Source organism: Streptomyces sp. NPDC088354 (genome assembly GCF_044753585.1).
Taxonomy (GTDB): Bacteria; Actinomycetota; Actinomycetes; order Streptomycetales; family Streptomycetaceae; genus Actinacidiphila.
Window position 1 is genome coordinate 72,257 of the sequence record NZ_JBIVNJ010000006.1, and the last position, 23,379, is coordinate 95,635.

At 71.4% G+C, this 23,379-nt stretch carries 23 protein-coding genes; 21 read left to right on the top strand and 2 right to left on the bottom strand.

Features of this window, described 5'->3' with window-relative positions; genetic code table 11:
• Positions 1 to 8 precede the first annotated feature (8 nt).
• The 8 genes from mqnC (at position 9) to ACIP98_RS12130 (ending at position 7,277) form a co-directional block, all read left to right on the top strand.
• Positions 9 to 1,208, top strand: coding sequence for a cyclic dehypoxanthinyl futalosine synthase (gene mqnC / locus ACIP98_RS12095; RefSeq protein ID WP_319658387.1), 1,200 nt, complete (start codon positions 9 to 11; stop codon positions 1,206 to 1,208).
• Positions 1,209 to 1,227: 19 nt separating this feature from the next.
• Positions 1,228 to 1,632: an imidazolonepropionase-like domain-containing protein gene (locus ACIP98_RS12100; RefSeq protein WP_401975324.1), complete on the top strand. Its 405-nt coding sequence runs from the start codon at positions 1,228 to 1,230 to the stop codon at positions 1,630 to 1,632.
• 62 nt (positions 1,633 to 1,694) lie between these two features.
• The gene (locus ACIP98_RS12105; protein WP_401975327.1) at positions 1,695 to 2,750 is read left to right on the top strand and encodes a calcium-binding protein; all 1,056 of its coding nucleotides are present in this window, start codon (positions 1,695 to 1,697) and stop codon (positions 2,748 to 2,750) included.
• Positions 2,751 to 2,805: 55 nt separating this feature from the next.
• A complete protein-coding gene (locus ACIP98_RS12110) occupies positions 2,806 to 3,495 on the top strand; it encodes a demethylmenaquinone methyltransferase (protein WP_319658390.1) in 690 nt (229 codons plus the stop codon).
• 62 nt (positions 3,496 to 3,557) lie between these two features.
• Positions 3,558 to 4,850: a geranylgeranyl reductase family protein gene (locus tag ACIP98_RS12115; protein WP_319658391.1), complete on the top strand. Its 1,293-nt coding sequence runs from the start codon at positions 3,558 to 3,560 to the stop codon at positions 4,848 to 4,850.
• Complete coding sequence (locus tag ACIP98_RS12120) at positions 4,847 to 6,400, top strand: ABC transporter permease (protein WP_401975330.1); 1,554 nt, start codon at positions 4,847 to 4,849, stop codon at positions 6,398 to 6,400. Before ACIP98_RS12115 ends, ACIP98_RS12120 begins: the two co-directional genes overlap by 4 nt.
• Before the next feature lie 62 nt (positions 6,401 to 6,462).
• Complete coding sequence (locus ACIP98_RS12125) at positions 6,463 to 6,918, top strand: helix-turn-helix domain-containing protein (RefSeq protein WP_401975332.1); 456 nt, start codon at positions 6,463 to 6,465, stop codon at positions 6,916 to 6,918.
• On the top strand, positions 6,915 to 7,277 hold the full coding sequence (locus ACIP98_RS12130; protein WP_319658394.1) for a DUF4180 domain-containing protein: 363 nt from the start codon (positions 6,915 to 6,917) through the stop codon (positions 7,275 to 7,277). Before ACIP98_RS12125 ends, ACIP98_RS12130 begins: the two co-directional genes overlap by 4 nt.
• Positions 7,278 to 7,296: 19 nt before the next feature.
• Here the strand turns inward: ACIP98_RS12130 and ACIP98_RS12135 are convergent, their stop codons facing one another.
• The gene (locus ACIP98_RS12135; RefSeq protein ID WP_401975335.1) at positions 7,297 to 8,685 is read right to left on the bottom strand and encodes an aminotransferase class V-fold PLP-dependent enzyme; all 1,389 of its coding nucleotides are present in this window, start codon (positions 8,683 to 8,685) and stop codon (positions 7,297 to 7,299) included.
• A gap of 176 nt (positions 8,686 to 8,861) precedes the next feature.
• Here ACIP98_RS12135 and ACIP98_RS12140 point away from each other — a divergent pair, with 176 nt between their 5' ends.
• Positions 8,862 to 9,152: a hypothetical protein gene (locus ACIP98_RS12140; protein WP_401975338.1), complete on the top strand. Its 291-nt coding sequence runs from the start codon at positions 8,862 to 8,864 to the stop codon at positions 9,150 to 9,152.
• A gap of 193 nt (positions 9,153 to 9,345) precedes the next feature.
• Here the strand turns inward: ACIP98_RS12140 and ACIP98_RS12145 are convergent, their stop codons facing one another.
• Positions 9,346 to 10,167 carry a C40 family peptidase gene (locus ACIP98_RS12145; protein WP_401975340.1) on the bottom strand — a complete coding sequence of 274 codons (822 nt, stop codon included), beginning with the start codon at positions 10,165 to 10,167 and terminating at the stop codon, positions 9,346 to 9,348.
• Positions 10,168 to 10,722: 555 nt separating this feature from the next.
• Here ACIP98_RS12145 and ACIP98_RS12150 point away from each other — a divergent pair.
• Genes ACIP98_RS12150 through nuoL form a run of 12 tightly spaced genes read left to right on the top strand, consistent with a single transcriptional unit; the run spans position 10,723 to position 23,375 of the window.
• Positions 10,723 to 11,082, top strand: coding sequence for an NADH-quinone oxidoreductase subunit A (locus ACIP98_RS12150; protein WP_401975342.1), 360 nt, complete (start codon positions 10,723 to 10,725; stop codon positions 11,080 to 11,082).
• Positions 11,083 to 11,097: 15 nt separating this feature from the next.
• Positions 11,098 to 11,652 (top strand): NADH-quinone oxidoreductase subunit B family protein, encoded by a 555-nt coding sequence (locus ACIP98_RS12155; protein WP_319658399.1) that lies wholly within the window; start codon positions 11,098 to 11,100, stop codon positions 11,650 to 11,652.
• Positions 11,649 to 12,386, top strand: a complete 738-nt coding sequence (locus ACIP98_RS12160) for an NADH-quinone oxidoreductase subunit C (protein WP_401975345.1) — start codon at positions 11,649 to 11,651, stop codon at positions 12,384 to 12,386. Before ACIP98_RS12155 ends, ACIP98_RS12160 begins: the two co-directional genes overlap by 4 nt.
• Positions 12,383 to 13,729: an NADH-quinone oxidoreductase subunit D gene (locus ACIP98_RS12165; protein WP_319658401.1), complete on the top strand. Its 1,347-nt coding sequence runs from the start codon at positions 12,383 to 12,385 to the stop codon at positions 13,727 to 13,729. Before ACIP98_RS12160 ends, ACIP98_RS12165 begins: the two co-directional genes overlap by 4 nt.
• A 26-nt stretch (positions 13,730 to 13,755) precedes the next feature.
• Positions 13,756 to 14,583 (top strand): NADH-quinone oxidoreductase subunit NuoE, encoded by an 828-nt coding sequence (gene nuoE / locus ACIP98_RS12170; RefSeq protein ID WP_319658807.1) that lies wholly within the window; start codon positions 13,756 to 13,758, stop codon positions 14,581 to 14,583.
• A gap of 2 nt (positions 14,584 to 14,585) precedes the next feature.
• Entirely contained in the window at positions 14,586 to 15,917 is a 1,332-nt protein-coding gene (gene nuoF / locus ACIP98_RS12175) for an NADH-quinone oxidoreductase subunit NuoF (RefSeq protein ID WP_401975624.1), read from the top strand.
• Positions 15,914 to 18,397: an NADH-quinone oxidoreductase subunit G gene (locus ACIP98_RS12180; RefSeq protein ID WP_401975348.1), complete on the top strand. Its 2,484-nt coding sequence runs from the start codon at positions 15,914 to 15,916 to the stop codon at positions 18,395 to 18,397. Before nuoF ends, ACIP98_RS12180 begins: the two co-directional genes overlap by 4 nt.
• Positions 18,397 to 19,722 (top strand): NADH-quinone oxidoreductase subunit NuoH, encoded by a 1,326-nt coding sequence (nuoH, locus tag ACIP98_RS12185; RefSeq protein ID WP_319658403.1) that lies wholly within the window; start codon positions 18,397 to 18,399, stop codon positions 19,720 to 19,722. Before ACIP98_RS12180 ends, nuoH begins: the two co-directional genes overlap by 1 nt.
• A complete protein-coding gene (nuoI, locus tag ACIP98_RS12190; RefSeq protein ID WP_319658404.1) occupies positions 19,715 to 20,371 on the top strand; it encodes an NADH-quinone oxidoreductase subunit NuoI in 657 nt (218 codons plus the stop codon). The genes nuoH and nuoI overlap by 8 nt, the downstream gene beginning before the upstream one ends.
• Entirely contained in the window at positions 20,368 to 21,168 is an 801-nt protein-coding gene (locus ACIP98_RS12195) for an NADH-quinone oxidoreductase subunit J (protein ID WP_319658405.1), read from the top strand. Before nuoI ends, ACIP98_RS12195 begins: the two co-directional genes overlap by 4 nt.
• On the top strand, positions 21,165 to 21,464 hold the full coding sequence (gene nuoK / locus ACIP98_RS12200; protein ID WP_319658407.1) for an NADH-quinone oxidoreductase subunit NuoK: 300 nt from the start codon (positions 21,165 to 21,167) through the stop codon (positions 21,462 to 21,464). Before ACIP98_RS12195 ends, nuoK begins: the two co-directional genes overlap by 4 nt.
• Positions 21,465 to 21,476: 12 nt before the next feature.
• Positions 21,477 to 23,375, top strand: coding sequence for an NADH-quinone oxidoreductase subunit L (gene nuoL, locus ACIP98_RS12205; RefSeq protein ID WP_401975352.1), 1,899 nt, complete (start codon positions 21,477 to 21,479; stop codon positions 23,373 to 23,375).
• Positions 23,376 to 23,379: the final 4 nt, after the last annotated feature.

A 23,379-nucleotide genomic window follows, 5' to 3' on the forward strand; every position in this document is an offset into this window, starting at 1 on the left:
GATGCCCGGTGAGCGAGAACGCCGACCTGCAGTCCGTCCTCGACCGTGCCGCCGACGGTGGCCGCATCACCCCCGAGGAGGCGCTCGACCTCTACCGCTCCGCACCCCTGCACGCACTCGGCGCCGCCGCGGACGCGGTGCGCCGCCGTCGCTACGCGGGCGTCGAGCACATCGCGACGTACATCATCGAGCGCAACATCAACTACACCAACGTCTGCGTCACGGCCTGCAAGTTCTGCGCCTTCTACGCCGCGCCCAAGGACACCGCCAAGGGCTGGACCCGCGATCTGGACGACATCCTGCGCCGCTGCGCGGAGACCGTCGAACTCGGCGGCACCCAGATCATGTTCCAGGGCGGCCACCACCCGGACTACGGCGTCGAGTACTACGAGAAGCACTTCAGCGCCATCAAGCAGGCCTACCCCCAGCTGGTCATCCACTCCCTCGGGGCCTCCGAGGTCGAGCACATGGCCCGCATCTCCAAGGTGCCGGTGGACGAGGCCATCACCCGCATCCACGCGGCCGGCCTGGACTCCTTCGCGGGCGCCGGCGCCGAGCTGCTGCCGGCGCGGCCGCGCAAGGTGATCGCTCCGCTGAAGGAGAGCGGCGAGCGCTGGCTGGAGATCATGGAGACCGCGCACAACCTGGGCGTGGAGTCCACCTCCACCATGCTCATGGGCACCGGCGAGACCAACGCCGAGCGCATCGAGCACCTGCGGATGATCCGGGACGTCCAGGACCGCACGGGCGGCTTCCGGGCCTTCATCCCGTACACCTACCAGCCGGAGAACAACCACTTGAAGGGCCGCACGCAGGCCACGCTCTTCGAGTACCTGCGGATCATCGCGATCGCCCGGCTCTTCCTGGACAACGTCGCCCACATCCAGGGCTCCTGGCTCACCACCGGCAAGGAGGTCGGCCAGCTGTCGCTGCACTACGGCGCCGACGACCTGGGCTCGGTGATGCTGGAGGAGAACGTCGTCTCCTCGGCCGGCGCCAAGCACCGCTCGAACCGCATGGAGCTGATCCACCTGATCCGGGCCGCGGGACGCGTCCCGGCCCAGCGCGCCACCACGTACGAGCACCTCGTGGTCCACGACGACCCGGCGAACGACCCGGTCGACGACCACGTCGTCTCGCACCTGTCGTCGACCGCCATCGAGGGCGGCACGGCGCACCCCGAGCTCAAGCTGATCAGCACCTCCTGACCCGCGCCCGCGGTCCGCGATGCTGACGATCCACGCCGGCGCGGACGGCGCGGCCCTGGTGGTCGACGGCGGCACCATCGCCGCCGTCGGCCCGCTGGACGCGCTGCGCGCGAGCCGTCCCGGAGCCCGGGTCAGGTCCTGGCCGGGCACGCTGCGGCCCGGCCTGACCCACGAGGGCGCGCTGCCGCCGGCGCCGAGCCCGCGCGAGCGGGTGCACGCCCTGCTGTCCCGCGGCGTCACCGCCGTGGCGGCCCTTCCCGACGACCCCGCGCTGCGCTCCGCGCTGGACCGCAGCGGGCTGCTGCCCGCGCGCCGGGCACCCGAGCCGGCCCCGGGCGCGCGGGCGGACTTCGCCGTCGTCGACGGGAGCGGCGCGTGCCTGGCCACGGTCGTCGGGGGACGGCTGCTGTACCGCAGGGCGTGAGGCGATCACCCGGCCGCCGTGCACCGGTGGCCGGCTGACAGGCCGTCGCTTAGGTTCCGGTCATGCCGGACATATCAGTACCCCGCGTCCTCTCCGGCCGCCTCGCGGCCCCGGTGATCGCCGTGCTCGCGGCGGTCGCCCTCGTGGCCCTCCCCGCGGCCGCCGCCGGTGAGGCGCCCTCCGCCGGGGCGGCGCTGTGCTTCGGCCGCGTGCCGACGATCACCGGCTCCGGCGGCATCCAGGGCACCCCGGGCGACGACGTCATCGTGGGCTCCGCCGGGCCGGACCGCATCGACGGCGGCGGCGGTGACGACCGCATCTGCTCCCTCGCCGGGAACGACCGGGTCAGCGGCGGCCCAGGGAACGACAGCATCGCCACCGGCGGCGGCGACGACCTGGCGGCCGGCGACCTGTTCACCGACAGCGGCGACGCCGTCGGCCAGGGCGACGACCTGCTGATCCTGGGGGAGGGCGACGACCGCGCGGCGGGCGACAACAGCGCCACCGCGGGCGACGCCTTCGGCGGCGGCGACGACCGCATCGACGGCGGTCCCGGCAACGACCTGATGACCGGCGACTCCGCGGCCGACACCGGCAACGCCTTCGGCGCGGGCGACGACGTCCTGAACGGCGGTCCCGGCGCCGACCGCCTGGTCGGCGACAGCTTCGCCTTCCTCAACGCCGTCGGCAGCGGCGGGGACGACCTCCTCGACCTCGGCGCCGACGGCGGCCTCGAGGTCGTCGGCGACAACTTCTCGGTGAGCCGGGGCCGCACCGCGGCGGGTTCAGGAAACGACCGGATCATCGGCGGCGCCGCCGACGAGACGCTGATCGGGGACAACTCCGGCGACCACGTCACCTCGGCGGGCGACGACGTGATCACCGGGCACCGCGGCCGCGACACGGTCTTCGGCGACAACACGAATGTCGCCCGCGACGCGAGCAACGGCGCGCCGGGCGGCCGCGATCTGCTGGTGGCCGGTCCCGGTGACGACGTCGTCCGCGCGGGCCCGGGCGAGGACCGGATCGACGGCGGAGCGGACCGCGACGTCTGCGACGGCGAAGCCGGCCGCCGCGACCGCGCGGACCACTGCGAGACCTCGCTCGGCATCCCGTGACGGCTCCCCCGGGCCCCTGCGCGGGGCCCGGGGCCGCCGGGTGAACAATGGGGGCGTGACCCGAGCCTCCCTGGACAAGCAGCCGCACGAAGTCGCCGCGATGTTCGACGACGTCGCCGCCAACTACGACCTGACCAACGACGTGCTCTCGCTCGGGCAGGACCGGCGCTGGCGCAAGGCCGTCGCTCAGGCCCTGGACGTGCGGCCCGGCGAGCGGGTGCTGGACCTCGGCGCCGGCACGGGCACTTCCTCGCTGCCCTTCCTGCGGGCCGGGGCGAGCGTCGTGCCGTGCGACTTCTCGCTCGGCATGCTGCGCGAGGGCAAGCGCCGGCATCCCTCGCTGCCGCTCACCGCGGGCGACGCGACCCGGCTGCCGTTCGCCGACGGGGTCTTCGACGCCGTCACCATCTCCTTCGCGCTGCGCAACGTCCACGACACCGACGCCGCGCTGCGCGAGATGCTGCGCGTCACCCGGCCCGGCGGGCGCGTGGTCATCTGCGAGTTCAGCCACCCCACCTGGGCTCCGTTCCGCACCGTCTACACCGAGTACCTGATGCGGGCGCTGCCGCCGGTGGCCCGCGCGGTCAGCAGCAACCCCGACGCGTACGTCTACCTCGCCGAGTCGATCCGCTCCTGGCCCGACCAGCCCGCGCTGGCCGGACGGATGTCCCGGGCCGGCTGGTCGAAGGTCGCGTGGCGCAACCTGTCGGCCGGGATCGTGGCACTGCACCGGGCGGTGCGCTGACCCGGGGCGCCGCCTCATAGACTCTCAACGCCGATGACCCATACCGACGGGAGATCCCGACCGTGACTGACACGACCGTCGCCTCCGAGCGCAGTGCCGATGTGATCGTCGTCGGGGCCGGTCCCGCCGGTTCGACGACCGCGTACTACCTGGCGAAGGCCGGTCTGGACGTCCTGCTGCTGGAGAAGACCGCGTTCCCCCGCGAGAAGGTGTGCGGCGACGGTCTCACCCCGCGGGCGACCAAGCAGCTCGTCGCGATGGGCATCGACATCTCCGAGGAGGCGGGCTGGCTGCGCAACAAGGGCCTGCGCATCATCGGCGGCGGTGTCCGCCTCCAGCTCGACTGGCCGGACCTGGCCTCGTACCCCGACTACGGACTCGTCCGCAAGCGCGAGGACTTCGACGAAGTCCTGGCCCGCCAGGCCGAGAAGGCCGGTGCGCGGCTGTACGAGCGCTGCAACGTCTCCGGTCCGATCCGCGACGAGCGCACCGGCCGGATCACCGGGGTCGAGGCGAAGCTCGGCGAGGAGAAGACCCCGGTCACCTTCCACGCCCCGCTGGTCGTGGCCGCCGACGGCAACTCCACCCGGCTCTCGCTGGGGATGGGCCTGCACCGCCGCGAGGACCGTCCGATGGGCGTCGCGGTCCGCACGTACTTCACCTCGCCCCGCCACGACGACGACTACCTGGAGTCCTGGCTGGAGCTGTGGGACCGGCGCGTCCCGGGCGACCCCCGGCTGCTGCCCGGCTACGGCTGGATCTTCGGCATGGGCGACGGGACGTCCAACGTCGGCCTCGGCGTGCTCAACACCTCCGCCTCCTTCAAGGAGCTGGACTGGCGCGAGATCCTCAAGGCCTGGTGCGCGTCCATGCCCGAGGACTGGGGCTACACCCCCGAGAACATGACCGGGCCCATCCGCGGCGCCGCGCTCCCGATGGCCTTCAACCGCCAGCCGCACTACACCCGCGGCCTGCTGCTCGTCGGCGACGCCGGCGGTCTGGTCAACCCGTTCAACGGCGAGGGCATCGCCTACGCGATGGAATCCGGCCGGATCGCCGCCGACGTCATCGTCCAGGCGCACGCGCGGGGGACCGCGGCGCAGCGGGAGCTGGCGCTGCACAACTACCCGCGCATCCTGAAGGACACCTACGGCGGTTACTACACGCTCGGCCGGGCCTTCGTGAAGCTGATCGGCAACCCGAAGGTCATGAAGGTGGCGACGCAGCGCGGGCTCAGTCACCCGCTGCTGATGCGCTTCACGCTCAAGCTGCTGGCGAACCTGACCGACCCGTCCGGCGGCGACGCGATGGACCGGGTCATCAACGGCCTGTCGAAGGTGGCCCCGCGGTCGTGACGACGCCGGGCTTAACCGTCCGCGCCACCGGCGGGGTGACCGCCGTCGCCGGTGGCAGCGGTGCAGGGAAAACGATTCTTCTGGAGTCGCTGGCAGGGCTCCGCGGCACGGGGGGCGCCGTCCCGCGCGGCGACGCGACGGGCTTCGTCCCGCAGGACGACATCATCCACCGCGAACTGCCGGTGGGCCGCACGCTGCGGTACGCGGCCCGGCTGCGCATGCCGCCGGGCACGAGCGCGGCCGCCGTGGACGACGCGGTGGCGCGGGTGCTGTGCGAGCTGGGGCTGACCGGGCAGGAGCGGCAGACCGTCGCCACCCTCAGCGGCGGCGAGCGCAAGCGGGTCAGCATCGCCGTCGAACTGCTCACCCGGCCCGGCGTGCTCTTCCTCGACGAGCCCACCTCCGGCCTCGACCCGGCCACCGGCGCCGCGCTCGTGGCCACCCTTCGTGAACTGGCCGCCGCCGGGACCACCGTCGTCCTCACCACGCACACCCCGGCCGACCTCGTCCGCGCCGACCGGGTGGTCTTCCTCGCGCCCGACGGGGAGATCGCCTACGACGGCCCGCCGGGGCAGTTGTGCGCGGCCTTCGGCGCGGCGACGGTGGAGGAGGTCTACGGTAAGGTCGCGGCCGGCGCGCGGCACACGGGCGCCGCCGAGTCCCCCGAGCCGCTGCCGTCGGTGACGGAGGCCGCAGGACCCGGCGTCCCCCGGCTCGGCGCGGTGCGGCAGTGGGCGCTGCTGACCCGGCGCAACGCCGAGATCCTGCGGCGCGACCGGCTGTCGCGGGCGGTCCTCGCCGGGTCGCCGGTGATGATCGTGGCGATGTTCGCCCTGCTGTTCAAGCCCGGTGCCTTCGACCCGGAGACCCCCATGCCGTCCTCCTCGGCGATGATCCTGTTCTGGATCGCCTTCGGGGCCTTCTTCTTCGGGCTCGCCTACGGACTGCTGCAGATCTGCGCCGAACTGCCCGTCGTGCGCCGGGAACGGCTGACCGTGCTGCGGCTCGGGCCCTATGTGCTGGCCAAGCTGACGGTCCTGCTGCCCGTGCTCGCGGCGGCGGACGTGCTGCTGCTCGCGGTGCTGCGCGCCCTGGACCGGCTGCCGGCCGCGGGGTGGGACGTCTACGGTTCGCTCCTGACGACCACCCTGCTCGCGTCCGCGGCGGCGCTGGCGCTGGGGCTGCTCGCCTCCGCGTGCGTCTCGCATCCCGCGCAGGCCACGTTGCTGCTGCCGCTGCTCTGCTTCCCGCAGGTGCTCTTCTCCGGCGCCTTCGTGCCCGTCCCGCAGATGGCCTGGGCGGGTCGGGTGCTGAGCGGTGCGATGACCAACCGCTGGGCGTACGAGGCGCTGGGCAGCGCCATCGGCCTGGAGGAGCTGTGGACCCGCGGCCGCTCGCCGCTCGGGCCGCCGCTGCTGGCCTCGTACGGCGACACCTTCGGCCGGCCCGCGGTGTTCGGGGACGCGCTGCTGGCCGGCTTCACCCTGCTCTTCCTCGCGGGGACCTGGATCGTGCTGGCGCGCCGGTGCCGCACGGTGCGGCGGGGGTGAGAGCGCACTCACGCTTACACAACCTTCTCCATCCTTACGCATGATGGGTAGGATGCGTAAGCATGGGGCAGGATTGGTACTCGGTCGACCAGATCGCCGACCGGCTCGGACTGCATGTGCGGACCGTGCGCGGCTACATCCGCGACGGGCGGCTGAAGGCCGTGCGCATCGGCAAGCAGTACCGCGTCGCGCCGGCCGACCTCGACGCGCTCACCGGGCGACCCGCCCCCGCACCGCCCCCGCGGCGGGCCGAGGTCTCCGCCATCGTCGAACTCGACGGGATCGGGGCGGCGGCCGCCGACCGCCTGGGCACCCTGCTCGCCGCCGGTGCCCGGATGCCGCGCGACAGCGCGGAGCCGGTGCGCATCCAGACGGTGTACGACGAGCCGCGCGCCCGGCTCACGGTCGTGGTGCTGGGCGGGCTCGCCCCCACGAGCGACGTGCTGGCCGTCATCGACGGCGTTCTCGGCGCGGAGAACGGCATGTTCCTCGACGAGACCGGAAGGCCGACGCCATGACCGACGTGGTGACCGAACGCGCGGGCGTGCCCGTCCTGCTCGTGGGGGAGGACGGCCCGAGCATCGCGGGCCCGCAGGACGCCCTCGACGTGATCGGCGCGGCCTTCTCCCGCGCCGAGGTGGTGGCCGTGCCCGTGTCCCGGTTCGACGAGCGCTTCTTCGCGCTGCGCACCGGGGTGGCGGGCGAGATCCTGCAGAAGTTCGTCACCTACCGGCTGCGGCTGGTGGTCGTCGGCGACGTGTCCGCGTACACCGGGGCCAGCACGGCGCTGCGCGACCTGGTGCGCGAGTCCAACCGCGGCGAGCAGGTGTGGTTCGTGACCGATCTCGGTGAGCTGGACGCCCGGCTGACGAGCTGATGGTGCGTCAGCAGGCTGATCAGCAGCGCAGTCTGGGGGGCAGGCCGGCGGTGTCCGGGACGCGGTCGCGGTAGGCCGCGGCGGCGAAGGCGAGGAACGCGTCCACGTCCGCCCGGTTGGAGGGCAGGCCGAGCGAGACGCGCACCGCGCCTCCGGAGGGCAGCGCCAGGCGGTCCAGGTAGTCGTCGATCGTGCCGCCGGCGCCCCGGGGTGCCCGGGCCGCCCGGCGCAGTTCCTGCATGCCGATGCCGAACGCGGCCTCGCCGGCGCCGGGGTTGCAGAAGCAGCCGGTGCGCAGTGAGATGCCGTGCGCCGCGCTGTCCCGGGCGACCACGCGCTCGTCGACCACCTCCCCGCGGACGTCGAGGAAGTTGAGCGCGACCGTGCCGCCGCGGTCCGCGGTGTCCTTGGGCCCGTACAGCCGGACCATGGGGGCGCCGGAGCTGTGCGCGAGGCCGCGCAGGCCGTCCAGGAGCGCGGCGGTCAGCTCGGCGACATGGCGCCGCACCGTGTCCGCCCCGACGGCGCCGATGAAGTCCAGTCCCGTCTCCACGTCCGGTATGTGGAGGAAGTTGAGCGTCCCGTCCTCGAAGGCGGACTCGTCGCCGGCCATGCGGTGCCACTGCGCCCGCGCGCTGACCACGTGGATCGTGCCGCCGGAGAACCACGGCCGGCGCAGCCGCGGCAGGGCGTCGCGGCGGACGATCAGTGAGCCGATGCCGGTGGGGTAGCCGAAGACCTTGTACCAGCTGACCGCCACGAAGTCCGGGTGCACGGCCGACAGGTCCAGCCGCCCGGCCGGGGCGAAGGCGGCCGCGTCCAGCAGCACGTCGAAGCCGGCGTCCCGCGCCTCGCCGATCCAGCGCAGCGGGTGCCGCACCCCGGTGAAGTTGCTCTGCGCCGGGTACGCGAACAGCCCCCGGCGGCGGCCGGACAGGGCGGCGCGCACGGCCGCGTCGGAGGTACGCAGGTCCGGCAGGTCGAGCGGGACGTAGGTGGTGCGGGCGCCGCGCGACCGGGCGAACTCACGCAGTCCGTTGACGGAGTTGTGGTTGTCCGCGAGCAGCACCAGGCGGTCGCGGCGGCCGAACGGGTAGGCCTCGCCGACCAGGCGCAGCGCACCGGTGGCGTTCGCGGTGAAGACCACCGCGTACTCGGCCGGGTCGGCGCGGAAGTGCCGCAGCACGGCGGCCCGGGCCCGGGCGACCAGTTCCTCCGAGGCGGTGGAGGTGGGGTTCTGCGAGTGCGGATTGCCGTACGCGTCCGAGGTCAACCGGTCGGCGTGGGCGCGGAGCTGGTGCCCGGCGGGGAGGCCGGCGCCGGTGTGGTCGAGGTAGACGTGCTGCTTCTCGTCCAGGTAGGCGTATTCGGTCGCGCGTAACCCGGCGGGGGACACGGTGTCGAACATACGAACACCATACGGGGCGGGGGAGCGGCGGGACGGCCGTCCCATCTGACATCGATGTCACGTGCGGGGAGGGGGTGTTGGGGGCATCAGCCCGAAATGCGCGGTTCGTGATGGTGTGCCCATACTTTTGCTCACCCCACCGGGGACACCACCCTCAACGGGAGGAAGGCCACACCATGAACACCTTCGCGAAGTCCCTTGCGACCGCTGCCGCCGCTGTTCTGCTCGCGGCCGGCGGGATGACTGCCACCGCCTCCGCCGCCCCGTCCGGACACGGCTCCGGGCACGGCAAGAAGCTCCACTGCACCTGGCACAAGGGCTACTGGACGTACCGCCACGCCGGACGCGACGGCCGCGACGGCCACGCCGGCCGGGGCGACCGCGACCGCCGGGGCGGGCCGGCCCACGGCTCCGTCCGCTGGGAGAAGGTCTGGCACCCCGCCCACAAGGTCTGCGTCCGTCGCTGATCCCCGTTCACGCTCCCGTCACCGTCCCTCGACCCGGGCCCGGCCCCGCCACTGCGGCGGGGCCGGGCCCGGCCCCGTAAGGGCGTGTGCGCGCCTTCACGAGCGGGGTGCGCGGGTGCGCCGGGGCACGGCGGCGCCAGGGACCTGCCGCCGGTGCGGGCGGCGGCCCTCCCGTGGGGACGGGGTCGCGGGATCAGGCCACGCGGACGGCGGAGGTGGGCATGTAATAGGCCATCTGCTGGATCACGACGCCCTTGCTCGGGTTGGCCGCGTCCAGGTACTGGCCGTCGCCGACGTAGACGGCGACGTGGTAGGCGGAGCCGACTCCGCCCCAGAACAGCAGGTCGCCCGGCTGGACCTCGCTCACGGGGACCTGGGTGCCGAAGGTCGACTGCGCCTGGGAGGTGCGCGGCAGCTCGACGCCGATGGTCCGGAACGCGGCCTGGGTGAGGCCGGAGCAGTCGTACGCGCTGGGGCCCGTGGCACCGTACACGTACGGCTTGCCGACCTGGGCCTTCAGGAAGCTGAGCACGGAGGCGACGCTGCCGCTCGCGGCGGAGCTCGACACCGACGCGACCGACGGGGCGGAGGCGGGGTCGGAGCCGGCCAGCGCGGTGCGTCCGGCCGAGCGGGACGCCGTGGCGGACTCCCGGGCCTCGGCGGCCTTGGCGGCGGCGGCCTTGCGGGCGTCGGCGGCGGCCTTCTTCTTGGCGGCGGCCTTCATCGCCTCGGCGCGGGCCTCGTCGCGGGCCGCGTCCAGCTGCTGTTCGACGACGGTCTCGTCGATCGCGGCGGCGGCCTGCGCGGCGCTCGCCTCGGTGGAGAGGGCGGGGATGACCGGGATGCTTCCGGTGGTCGCCGGGTCGGCGGCCGTCGGTTCTGCGTTCGCCGGGGCGGACATTCCGGTGAGGGCGAGCGTTCCGATGACGCCGCCGGCGACTCCAGCGCGGCGCACCCAGTTGGTGCTCTGCGTGGCGCGTCGCCGGCGGCGTATATGCGAGATCTGAAGGTGCATGCGCTCTTGGGTATCAGGCGGAATCGGTTCCGTTCAACAAAAGTGTGATGCGCCACAGTTGGCATCACCCCAGTGCTATTGTCCCTTTTTTGATCTTCCTGATTCGGGATGAATCGGATATCCAAGTCCATTTCCTCGTGCGTGCGTTCACGTGCCTTCTGCCGCCGTCAGCACGGACTTTCCGGCCTCACCCGGACGGGCGGCGGCGCGCTATCACGCCGCCTGGGGGAGCTCCAATTTGCTTTGAGCCGCGATGGCCTGATAGTGAGCCACCCCCTCTGGCCAGCGATAACGCGAGCAAATATGACTTCTGGTGATCATTTGAGAGACCTGCGTGAGAAGATCACCGCTCATCCGGACGGGGGATCCTCCGACGGGTGGTGTAGATCACAAAGTCCGGTGGGAACCCCGTGTCGCAGATCACAGACCAGGAGGCATAAGATGCGGGCAGTTCGGGCTTGTGAACTGCCTCACATAGAGAGGATCTAGGTGGCGTGGCGCACCCGCCCGGGCACGGTCCGTCATCAGTCACCGTCGACTGGAAGGAGCGGGGACGTGAATGCCTACGCGCCCATCCTCGTGCTGGGCGGCCTCGCGGCCGGCTTCGCGATCTTCTCCGTGATCATGGCCTCAATTATCGGCCCAAAACGGTATAACAGGGCTAAATTGGAGGCGTATGAGTGCGGCATCGAGCCGACTCCGCATCCGGCCGGTGGTGGCCGTTTCCCGATCAAGTACTACCTGACGGCGATGCTCTTCATCGTCTTCGACATCGAGATCGTCTTCCTCTACCCCTGGGCGGTCTCCTTCGACTCCCTGGGGATCTTCGGGCTCGTCGAGATGCTCCTCTTCGTGCTCACCGTCTTCGTCGCATACGCCTATGTCTGGCGTCGCGGCGGTCTGGAATGGGACTAGGGGCGGAGAAAAGCCATGGGTATTGAAGAGAAGCTGCCGAGCGGATTCCTGCTGACGTCGGTCGAGACCGCCGCGGGCTGGGTGCGGAAGGCGTCGGTCTTCCCGGCGACCTTCGGTCTGGCCTGCTGCGCCATCGAGATGATGACCACCGGGGCCGGCCGGTACGACCTCGCCCGTTTCGGGATGGAGGTCTTCCGCGGTTCCCCGCGCCAGGCGGACCTGATGATCGTGGCCGGCCGGGTGAGCCAGAAGATGGCCCCCGTCCTGCGCCAGGTCTACGACCAGATGCCCAATCCCAAGTGGGTCATCTCGATGGGCGTCTGCGCATCCAGCGGCGGGATGTTCAACAACTACGCAATTGTGCAGGGTGTTGACCATGTGGTCCCTGTTGACATTTATCTCCCCGGATGTCCGCCCCGTCCCGAAATGCTGATGGACGCCATTCTCAAGCTCCACCACAAGATCCAGCACAGCAAGCTCGGCGTGAACCAGGAACAGGCCGCGCGCGAGGCGGAGGAGGCGGCGCTGAAGGCGCTGCCGACCATTGAGATGAAGGGGCTTCTCCGATGACGGATTCCCCGGACACCCCGAACCCGGACAGCGACGTGCAGGCGAGCGGCCTGCCCGGTCAGCGCGGGGACCACGGCGAGGCGATCCGCGTCCAGCACGGCATGTTCGGCGCCAACAACGGCGGCGACACCTCCGGGTACGGACGGCTGGTGCGCACGGTGCGCCTGCCGGGTGCCGCGAACCGCCCCTACGGCGGCTGGTTCGACGAGGTCGCCGACGAGCTGGAGGGCGCCCTGGAGGAGCAGGGCCTCGTCCCGGACAACGCGATCGAGAAGGTCGTCGTCGACCGCGGCGAGATCACCTTCCACGTCGCGCGCGAGCACCTGCCCCTCGTCGCCCGGACCCTGCGCGACGACCCCGCCCTGCGCTTCGAGCTCTGCACCGGGGTGAGCGGCGTCCACTTCCCGGAGGACAAGGGCCGCGAGCTGCACGCCGTCTACCACCTGCGCTCGATCACCCACAACCGGCTGATCCGGCTGGAGGTGAGCGTCTCCGACGCCGACCGGCACGTCCCGACGCTGGTCGAGGTCTACCCGACCAACGACTGGCACGAGCGCGAGACGTACGACTTCTTCGGGATCGTCTTCGACGGTCACCCCGCCCTGACGCGGATCATGATGCCGGACGACTGGCAGGGCCATCCGCAGCGCAAGGACTACCCCCTCGGCGGCATCCCCGTCGAGTACAAGGGCGCCCAGATCCCGGCTCCGGACCAGCGGAGGTCGTACTCGTGAGCACGCACGGCACGTCGCACGCAGCACCCCGGCAGGCCTCGGAGCGGGACACCACCGAGGGCCGGGTCTTCACGGTCACCGGCGGCGACTGGGACGAACTGTCCGAGACCGTCGGCAAGGCCGACGACGAGCGCATCGTCGTCAACATGGGTCCGCAGCACCCGTCCACCCACGGTGTGCTCCGGCTGATCCTGGAGATCGACGGCGAGACGGTGACCGAGGCCCGCTGCGGCATCGGCTACCTGCACACCGGCATCGAGAAGAACATGGAGTTCCGGACCTGGACCCAGGGGTCCACGTTCGTGACGCGCATGGACTACCTGACGCCGTTCTTCAACGAGACGGCGTACTGCCTGGCGGTGGAGAAGCTGCTCGGCGTCACCGAGGAAGTGCCCGACCGCGCCTCGGTCATCCGCGTGATGCTGATGGAGCTGAACCGCATCTCCTCGCACCTGGTGGCCATCGCCACCGGCGGCATGGAACTCGGCGCCACCACGATCATGATCTACGGGTTCCGCGACCGCGAGATGATCCTGGACATCTACGAGCTGATCACCGGCCTGCGGATGAACCACGCGTACATCCGCCCCGGCGGTCTCGCCCAGGACCTGCCGCCCGGCGCCGTGGACCAGATCCGCGAGTTCGTGAAGAAGTTCCGCAAGAACCTCCCCGAGTACGACAAGCTCGCCACCGGCAACCCGATCTTCAAGGCCCGGATGCAGGACGTGGGCTACCTGGACCTGGCCGGCTGCATGGCGCTCGGCGCCACCGGCCCGATCCTGCGCTCCACGGGACTGCCGCACGACCTGCGCAAGTCGCAGCCGTACTGCGGTTACGAGAACTACGAGTTCGACGTCCCGACCGTCGACACCTGCGACTCCTACGGCCGCTTCCTCATCCGCCTGGACGAGATGCGCGAGTCGCTGAAGATCGTCGAGCAGTGCCTGGACCGGCTGCAGCCCGGCCCGGTCATGGTCGCCGACAAGAAGATCGCCTGGCCCGCGCAGCTGGCGCTCGGCCCGGACGGGCTCGGCAACTCGCTGGACCACATCAAGAAGATCATGGGCACCTCCATGGAGGCCTTGATCCACCACTTCAAGCTGGTGACCGAGGGCTTCCGGGTGCCGCCCGGCCAGGCGTACGTCGCCGTCGAGTCGTCCAAGGGCGAACTCGGGGTCCACGTGGTCAGCGACGGGGGCACCCGCCCCTTCCGCGTCCACTTCCGGGACCCGTCCTTCACCAATCTGCAGACCATGGCGGCGATGTGCGAGGGCGGCCAGGTCGCCGACGTCATCGTCGCGGTGGCGTCCATCGACCCCGTGATGGGAGGCGTCGACCGGTGACTGAGGTATCACTCGGCATCCCCGCGATGCCCGCGCCGGACTTCCCGGCCGACGTGCGGCAGCGCCTGGAGACGGACGCGCGCGAGGTCATCGCGCGCTACCCCGGCAGCCGCAGCGCCCTGCTTCCGCTGCTGCACTTGGTGCAGGCGGAGGAGGGCTACGTCTCCCGTACCGGGGTCCGCTTCTGCGCCGAGATGCTCGGGCTGACCACGGCCGAGGTGACGGCGGTGTCGACCTTCTACACGATGTACCGCCGGGCGCCGTCCGGCGAGTACCAGGTCGGGGTCTGCACCAACACCCTGTGCGCGGTGCTCGGCGGGGACGCGATCTTCGACGAGCTCAAGGAGCACCTCGGCGTCGAGAACGGCGGCACCACCGAGGACGGCAAGGTCACGCTGGAGCACATCGAGTGCAACGCGGCCTGCGACTTCGCCCCCGTGGTGATGGTCAACTGGGAGTTCTTCGACAACCAGGACCCGCAGTCGGCCAAGCGGCTCGTGGACGACCTGCGCGCCGGCCGGACCGTCGAGCCCACCCGGGGCGCTCCCTTGTGCACATACAAGGAGACGTCCCGGATCCTCGCCGGGTTCCCCGACGAGCGCCCCGGCGCCGTCGAGGCGAGCGGCGGCGCGGGCCCGGCCTCGCTGGCGGGCCTCAGGCTCTCCCGCGGCGAGGCCCTGCCGGGTTCCGGCGGCGGAGTGCCGCGGCAGACCTCCGCCCCTCCCGGGGACGAGACGCCGCCGGCGCACGCCAGCTCCCACGACGCCCCGCAGGAGTCCGCGGTCTCCGACCCCGACCACCCCGCCGGGCCCGTCACCGAGCAGCGCACGAACGAAGGCGAGGGGGAGCAGTGACGATGGTTGACTCGGCGGAGAAGGTGCTCGCACCCGTTCTGTCGGCCTTCTGGGACGACCCGCAGTCCTGGACGCTCAACACCTATCGCCGGCACGAGGGGTACGAGGGCCTGCGCAAGGCGCTCGCCATGCCCCCGGACGACGTGATCGCGTTCGTCAAGGACGCGGGTCTGCGCGGCCGCGGCGGCGCCGGCTTCCCGACCGGGATGAAGTGGCAGTTCATCCCGCAGGGCGACGGCAAGCCGCACTACCTCGTCGTCAACGCAGACGAGTCGGAGCCGGGCACCTGCAAGGACATCCCCCTGATGTTCGCCAATCCGCACTCGCTGATCGAGGGCATCGTGATCGCCTGCCACGCGATCCGCTCCCAGCACGCCTTCATCTATCTGCGCGGCGAGGTCGTCCCCGTGCTCCGGCGGCTGCACCACGCGGTCGCCGAGGCGTACGAGGCCGGCTTCCTCGGCAAGAACATCCTGGGCAGCGGCTTCGACCTGGAGCTGACCGTGCACGCCGGCGCCGGCGCGTACATCTGCGGCGAGGAGACGGCGCTCCTGGACTCGCTGGAGGGCCGGCGCGGCCAGCCCCGGTTGCGGCCGCCCTTCCCGGCGGTCGAGGGCCTGTACGCGTGCCCGACGGTGGTCAACAACGTCGAGTCGATCGCCTCGGTGCCCGCGATCCTCACCAAGGGCAAGGAGTGGTTCCGCTCCATGGGCAGCGAGAAGTCCCCGGGCTTCACGCTGTACTCGCTCAGCGGCCACGTGGCCAACCCCGGCCAGTACGAGGCGCCGCTCGGGGTGACCCTGCGTCAGCTGCTCGGGCTGAGCGGCGGCATGCGTCCGGGCCACAAGCTCAAGTTCTGGACGCCGGGCGGCTCTTCCACCCCGATGTTCACCGACGAGCACCTCGACGTCCCGCTGGACTACGAGGGCGTCGGCGCCGCCGGATCGATGCTCGGTACCAAGGCGCTGCAGTGCTTCGACGAGACCACCTGCGTGGTGCGCGCCGTCACGCGCTGGACCGAGTTCTACGCCCACGAGTCCTGCGGCAAGTGCACCCCCTGCCGCGAGGGCACCTACTGGCTCGTCCAGTTGCTGCGAGCCATTGAGAGCGGGGGCGGCTCGTTGGCCGACCTCGACAAGCTCGCCGACATCGCCGACAACATCAACGGCAAGTCCTTCTGCGCCCTCGGCGACGGAGCGGCCAGCCCGATCTTCTCCTCCCTGAAGTACTTCCGCGACGAGTACGTGGAGCACCTGGAGGGCCGCGGCTGCCCCTTCGACCCGTCCAAGTCCACGGTCTGGGCCGACAAGTCTCACCTGGAGGTGAACGCGTGACCGTCACCACGAACGCCGCTTCCGGAGAGGCAGCGGTGCCGCCCGAGGACCTGGTGTCCGTCACCATCGACGGCATCGAACTGTCGGTGCCCAAGGGCACGCTGGTGATCCGGGCCGCCGAAATGATCGGGATCGAGATCCCGCGCTTCTGCGACCACCCGCTCCTGGACCCGGTCGGTGCCTGCCGGCAGTGCATCGTGGAGGTCGAGGGCCAGCGCAAGCCCATGGCGTCGTGCACGATCACCTGCACGGACGGCATGGTCGTACGCACCCAGCTCACCTCCGGCGTCGCCGAGAAGGCCCAGCGCGGGGTGATGGAGCTGCTGCTCATCAACCACCCGCTGGACTGCCCCGTCTGCGACAAGGGCGGCGAGTGCCCGCTGCAGAACCAGGCGATGTCCGCCGGCCAGGCCGACACCCGCTTCGAGGGACGCAAGCGGACCTACGCCAAGCCGATGCCGATCTCCACCCAGATCCTGCTGGACCGCGAGCGGTGCGTGCTGTGCGCGCGCTGCACCCGCTTCTCCCAGCAGGTGGCGGGCGACCCGATGATCGAGCTGCTGGAGCGCGGCGCGCTGGAGCAGGTCGGCATCGGGGACGGCGACCCCTTCCAGTCGTACTTCTCCGGCAACACCATCCAGATCTGCCCGGTCGGCGCGCTCACCTCGGCGGCCTACCGGTTCCGCTCCCGCCCCTTCGACCTGGTCTCCTCGCCGAGCGTGTGCGAGCACTGCGCCGGCGGTTGCGCCACCCGCACCGACCACCGGCGCGGCAAGGTCATGCGGCGGCTCGCGCAGGACGACCCCGAGGTCAACGAGGAGTGGATCTGCGACAAGGGCCGGTTCGGCTTCCGCTACGCGCAGCGGCCCGAGCGGCTCACCACGCCGCTGGTGCGCAACGCCGACAGCGGTGAGCTGGAGCCGGCGAGCTGGCCGGAGGCGCTGGAGGCGGCGGCCCGCGGGCTGGCCGCGGCCGGTGGCCGCACCGGCGTGCTGCCCGGCGGCCGGCTGACCGTCGAGGACGCGTACGCGTACGCCAAGTTCGCCCGCGTCGTCCTGGACACCAACGACGTCGACTTCCGGGCCCGCGCGCACTCCGCCGAGGAGGCCGACTTCCTGGCCTCCGCCGTGGCGGGCCGCGGCCGGGACCTGTCGGGCGACGGCGTCACCTACACCCTGCTGGAGAAGGCCCCCGCGGTGCTGCTGGCCGGGCTGGAGGCCGAGGAGGAGGCGCCCGGCGTCTTCCTGCGGCTCCGCAAGGCCTGGCGCAAGCACGGTCAACGCACCTTCGCGCTGGCCCCGTTCGCCACCCGGGGACTGGGCAAGGCCGGCGGCACGCTGCTGCCCGCCGCGCCCGGCACCGAGACCGAGTGGCTGGACGCGCTCGCCGGTGGTACGGGTCTGGAGGCCAACGGCCGCGCCGCGCACGAAGCGCTGCGTGCCGAGGGCGCCGTCGTCCTGGTCGGCGAACGGCTGGCGGCCGTTCCCGGCGCGCTGACCGCGGTGCTCCGGCTGGCCGAGGCCAGCGGCGCCCGCCTGGCGTGGATCCCGCGCCGGGCCGGTGAGCGCGGCGCGGTCGAGGCGGGCGCCCTGCCGGGGCTGCTGCCCGGCGGCCGCCCGGTCGTCGATCCGCGGGCCCGCGACGAGGTCGCCGCGGTCTGGGGCGTGGCCACGCTCCCGTCCCGCTTCGGCCGCGACACCGCGGCGATCGTCGAGGCGGCGGCGGCCGGTGAACTCGGCGCGCTGCTCGTGGGCGGTGTGGAGGTCGCCGACCTGCCCGACCCGGCCAAGGCCCGTGAGGCACTGGACGCGGTCGGCTTCGTGGTGAGCCTGGAGCAGCGGCCGAGCGAGGTCACGGAGCGGGCGGACGTCGTCCTGCCGGTGGCCGCGGTCGCCGAGAAGGCCGGCACCTTCCTCAACTGGGAGGGCCGGGTGCGGCTCTTCGAGACCGCGATCAAGCCGGCGCAGCAGGTCCAGCGCCACCAGTTCCCGGACGCCCGGGTGCTGACGATGCTGGCCGACGCGCTCGACGTCCCCCTCGGCCTCGCCGACGTGAAGGCGGCGCGCGCCGAACTCACCCGGCTCGCCCCGTTCGACGGCCCGCGCGCCGCCGCGCCGCGCGAGACCGGCCGCCCGATCCCCAAGCCGGGCGTCGGCGAGGCGGTACTCGCCGGTCACCGGCTGCTGCTCGACCAGGGCCTGCTCCAGCAGGGCGACGACGCCCTCGCCGGCACCCGCCACCCGGCGGTCGCCCGCCTGTCGGCGGCCACGGCGGAGGAGATCGGCCTCACCGACGGTGCCGAGGCCGAGATCACCGGCCCCGCCGGTGCCGTACGGCTCCCGCTGATGGTGACCGAGATGCCCGACCGCGTCGTGTGGCTGCCGCTGAACTCCGTGGGCGGCGGCCTCGTCTCGGACACCGGTGCCCTGCCCGGCCAGGTCGTCACGGTGGCCGCGCCCACGAAGGAGGTGGCCCAGTGATGACGATGTCCGTCGAGGACCTGTCCATGTTCGGGCGGGACCCGTGGTGGCTGATCGCCGTCAAGGCGGTCTTCTGCTTCGCGTTCCTGATGCTGACCGTGCTGTTCTCCATCGTGTGGGAGCGCAAGGTCGTCGCCTGGATGCAGCTGCGCATCGGCCCCAACCGGCACGGCCCCTGGGGCATGCTCCAGTCGCTCGCCGACGGCGTGAAGCTGATGCTCAAGGAAGACCTGATCGTCAAGAAGGCCGACGCGGTCGTCTACGTGCTGGCCCCGATCGTGGCGGCCATCCCGGCGTTCATGGCGATCGCGGTGATCCCCTTCGGGCCGGCCGACAACGAGGTCTCGATCTTCGGCCAGCGCACGCCGATGCAGCTCACCGACCTGCCGATCGGCATCCTGTTCATCCTGGCGACCGCGTCCGTCGGCATCTACGGCATCGTGCTGGCCGGCTGGTCGTCCGGCTCGACGTACCCGCTGCTCGGCGGCCTGCGCTCCTGCGCGCAGATGATCTCGTACGAGATCGCGATGGGCGTCGCCTTCGCGTCGGTGTTCCTCTACTCCGGCTCGATGTCGACCTCGCAGATCGTCGCCCAGCAGCACGACCGCTGGTACATCGTGCTGCTGCCGGTGTCCTTCATCATCTACATCGGCACGATGGTCGGTGAGACCAACCGCGCCCCCTTCGACATGCCGGAGTCCGAGGGCGACCTGGTCGGCGGTTTCAACACCGAGTACTCCTCGATCAAGTTCGCGCTCTTCATGCTCGCCGAGTACGTCAACATGGTGACCGTCTCGGCGGTCGCGACCACCCTCTTCCTGGGCGGCTGGCGGGCCCCGTGGCCGATCAGCACCTTCTGGGAGGGCGCCAACCACGGCTGGTGGCCGCTGCTGTGGTTCGTGGTCAAGGTCCAGTTGCTGCTCTTCCTCTTCATCTGGCTGCGCGGCACGCTGCCCCGCGTGCGCTACGACCAGCTGATGAAGCTGGGCTGGAAGGTGCTCATCCCGGTCTCGATGGTGTGGCTGATGCTCGTCGCCACCGTCCGGGCGCTGCGCAACGAGAACTACGGCTTCCAGTCGATCCTGCTCTACGTCGGCGGTGCCGTCGTCCTGCTGCTCCTGGTCTCGCTCGCCTTCGACGTCCTGCGGGACCGCGGCGACAAGGACAAGGAGGCGGCCGCCGCGGCGGGGCCGCCGGAGCCGTTCGACCCCATGGCGGGCGGGTTCCCCGTGCCGCCGCTGCCCGGCCAGGAGCTGCCGCCCGTCCCGCGGCGGCCGTCCCGTGCGGAGCGTCAACTCGTAGGCAAGGAGGCCGACGATGCCTGAGTTCCTGGGCCCGGTCGCGGGCTTCGGCGTGACCTTCAAGGCCATGTTCAAGAAGCGGCTGACCGAGCAGTACCCCGAGGAGAAGAAGCCGACCGCGCCGCGGTTCCACGGCCGCCACCAGCTCAACCGCCACCCGGACGGGCTGGAGAAGTGCGTCGGCTGCGAGCTGTGCGCCTGGGCCTGCCCCGCCGACGCGATCTACGTCGAGGGCGCCGACAACACCGACGAGGAGCGCTACTCGCCGGGCGAGCGCTACGGCCGCGTCTACCAGATCAACTACGCCCGCTGCATCCTGTGCGGGCTGTGCATCGAGGCCTGCCCGACGCGGGCGCTGACGATGACCAACGAGTACGAACTCGCCGACAGCAGCCGCGAGTCGCTGATCTTCACCAAGGAGCAGCTGCTCGCCGGCCTGGACGAGGGCATGGTCGAGGCTCCGCACGCGATCTTCCCCGGCACCGACGAGGGCGACTACTACCGCGGCGCGGTCACGCACGCGGCCCCCGGCACCGTCCGGCAGGTCGCGGTCTCCAAGGGCGAGAAGCCCGACGAGACGGTGCGGGACGAGCCGGAGGGTGACGGAACGGCCGACGTGCAGGTCCCCGCGACCGGCGGCACCGCACCGGCCGGGACGGGAGACGAGGCATGAACGGGCTGACCACGCTGGCGGCCGGGTACACCACCTCCACTGGGGAGGCGGTCCAGTTCTGGGTGCTGGGCACCGTCGCGGTGCTGGGGGCGCTCGCGACCGTGCTGATGAAGAAGGCCGTGCACAGCGCACTGTCGCTCGCCGGGACGATGATCGTCCTGGCGGTCTTCTATCTGGCCCAGGGCGCGTACTTCCTCGGCGTCGTGCAGATCGTCGTCTACACCGGCGCGATCATGATGCTCTTCCTCTTCGTCGTCATGCTGGTCGGCATCACCGCCGCCGACTCGCTCAAGGAGACGCTGAAGGGGCAGCGCTGGCTCGCCGCCGGGGCCGGGATCGGCTTCGGCGTCCTGCTGATCGCGGGTATCGCCAACGCCTCGCTCAAGCAGTTCACCGGGCTCGGTCAGGCCAACGCCGGCGGCAACGTCGAGGGACTGGCGTCGCTGATCTTCACCAAGTACGTGTGGGCCTTCGAGATCACCGGCGCGCTGCTGATCACCGCGGCCATCGGCGCGATGGTCCTCACCCACCGCGAGCGCACCGAGGCCCGCGCCACCCAGCGCGAGCTGGCCGAGCGGCGGGTGCGCGAGGGCAAGCAGCTCCCCCCGCTCCCCGCGCCGGGCGTCTACGCCCGCAACAACGCGGTCGACGTCCCCGGCCTGCTGCCGGACGGCACGGTCTCCGAGCTCAGCGTCAGCCCGACGCTGCGCGGGCGCGGCCAGTACCGCGACGTCTCCGCCGAGGCGGTCGCCAAGGTCGCCGAGCTGGAGCAGCGCACTGAGGAGGCGTCGAAGTGAACCCGGTCAACTACCTGTACCTGGCGGCGCTGCTGTTCACCATCGGCGCGGCCGGGGTGCTGATCCGGCGCAACGCGATCATCGTCTTCATGTGCATCGAGCTGATGCTGAACGCCTCCAACCTGGCGTTTGTCACCTTCTCCCGGATGCACGGCAACCTCGACGGCCAGATCATCGCCTTCTTCACGATGGTCGTCGCCGCCGCGGAAGTGGTCGTGGGCCTGGCGATCATCGTGACGATCTTCCGCTCCCGCCACTCGGCCTCGGTCGACGACGCCAGCCTGATGAAGCTCTAAGGGGTAGCGACAGTGGACTACTTGATCGGATGGCTCGTCCTCCTGCCGCTGCTGGGCGCCGGTGCGCTGCTCACCGGCGGCCGGAGGCTGGACCGTACGGGCCACTGGATCGGCACCGTGCTCGCGGCCGCGTCCTTCGTCGTCGCGGCGGTGCTCTTCTTCGACATGCTCGGCCGCAGCGGGGAGCAGCGCGCGCTGCACTCCACCGCCTTCACCTGGATCTCGGTCGGCGGCTTCCACGCGGACGTCGCCTTCCAGCTCGACCAGCTGTCGATGACCTTCGCCCTGCTGATCACCGGTGTGGGCACGCTGATCCACATCTACTCGATCGGCTACATGGAGCACGACGAGCGGCGCCGCCGCTTCTTCGGCTACCTCAACCTCTTCCTCGCGGCGATGCTCCTGCTGGTGCTCGCCGACAACTACCTGCTGCTGTACGTCGGCTGGGAGGGCGTGGGCCTGGCCTCGTACCTGCTGATCGGCTTCTGGCAGCACAAGCCCAGCGCGGCGACGGCGGCCAAGAAGGCGTTCATCGTCAACCGCGTCGGTGACGTCGGCCTGTCCATCGCGATCATGCTGATGTTCACCACCTTCGGTACGTTCACCTTCGAGCCGCTCTTCGGCCAGGTGGACAAGGCGGGCGAGGGGATCCTGACCGGCATCGGCCTGATGCTGCTGCTCGCCGCCTGCGGCAAGTCGGCCCAGGTCCCGCTGCAGTCCTGGCTCGGCGACGCGATGGAGGGCCCGACCCCGGTCTCGGCCCTGATCCACGCGGCGACGATGGTGACCGCGGGCGTCTACCTGATCACCCGCTCCGGCGTGATCTTCAACGCCGCGCCCACTGCCCAGGTGGCCGTGGTCACGGTCGGCGCGGTCACGCTGCTCTTCGGTGCGATCGTCGGTTGCGCGAAGGACGACATCAAGAAGGCGCTGGCCGGCTCCACGATGTCGCAGATCGGCTACATGGTGCTGGCCGCGGGCCTCGGCCCGATCGGCTACGTCTTCGCGATCATGCACCTGGTCACCCACGGCTTCTTCAAGGCGGGCCTCTTCCTCGGCGCCGGATCGGTCATGCACGGCATGAACGACGAGGTGGACATGCGCAAGTACGGCGCCCTGCGGAAGTACATGCCGATCACCTTCGTCACCTTCGGACTCGGCTACCTGGCCATCATCGGCTTCCCCGGCCTGTCCGGCTTCTTCTCCAAGGACAAGATCATCGAGGCCGCCTTCGCCAAGGGCGGCACCGAGGGCTGGATCCTCGGCGGCGCGGCCCTGCTGGGCGCGGCGATCACCGCGTTCTACATGACCCGCGTGATGCTGATGACCTTCTTCGGCGAGAAGCGCTGGCAGTCCGACGCGGACGGCCACGAGCCGCACCCGCACGAGTCGCCGAAGTCGATGACGATCCCCATGATCGTCCTGGCCTTCGGCTCGGTCTTCGCGGGCTTCCTGTTCAGCTTCAACGAGTCCTTCGTGAAGTGGCTGGAACCCGTCACTGGCCACGAGGAGGGGCACCCGCCGATCGGCGCCGGCGCCATCACCGCCGCCACCCTGGTCGTGATGCTCCTCGGAGTGGCCCTGGCCTGGGCCGTGTACGGGCGCCGCCCGGTCCCCGCCGTCGCCCCGCGCGGCAACCTGCTGACCCGCGCCGCCCGGCGCGACCTGCTCCAGGACGACTTCAACCACGTCGCCCTCGTGCTGCCCGGCGAGTACCTCACCCGCGGCCTGGTCTACGTGGACCACAAGGGTGTGGACGGCGTCGTGAACGGCACCGCGGCCGCCGTCGGCGGCCTCTCCGGCCGGATGCGGCGCCTCCAGAACGGCTACGTGCGCAGTTACGCCGTGTCGATGCTGGCCGGCACCGCGGTGCTGGTGGCGGCGACGCTGCTGATGCGGGGGGTGGCGTGATGCG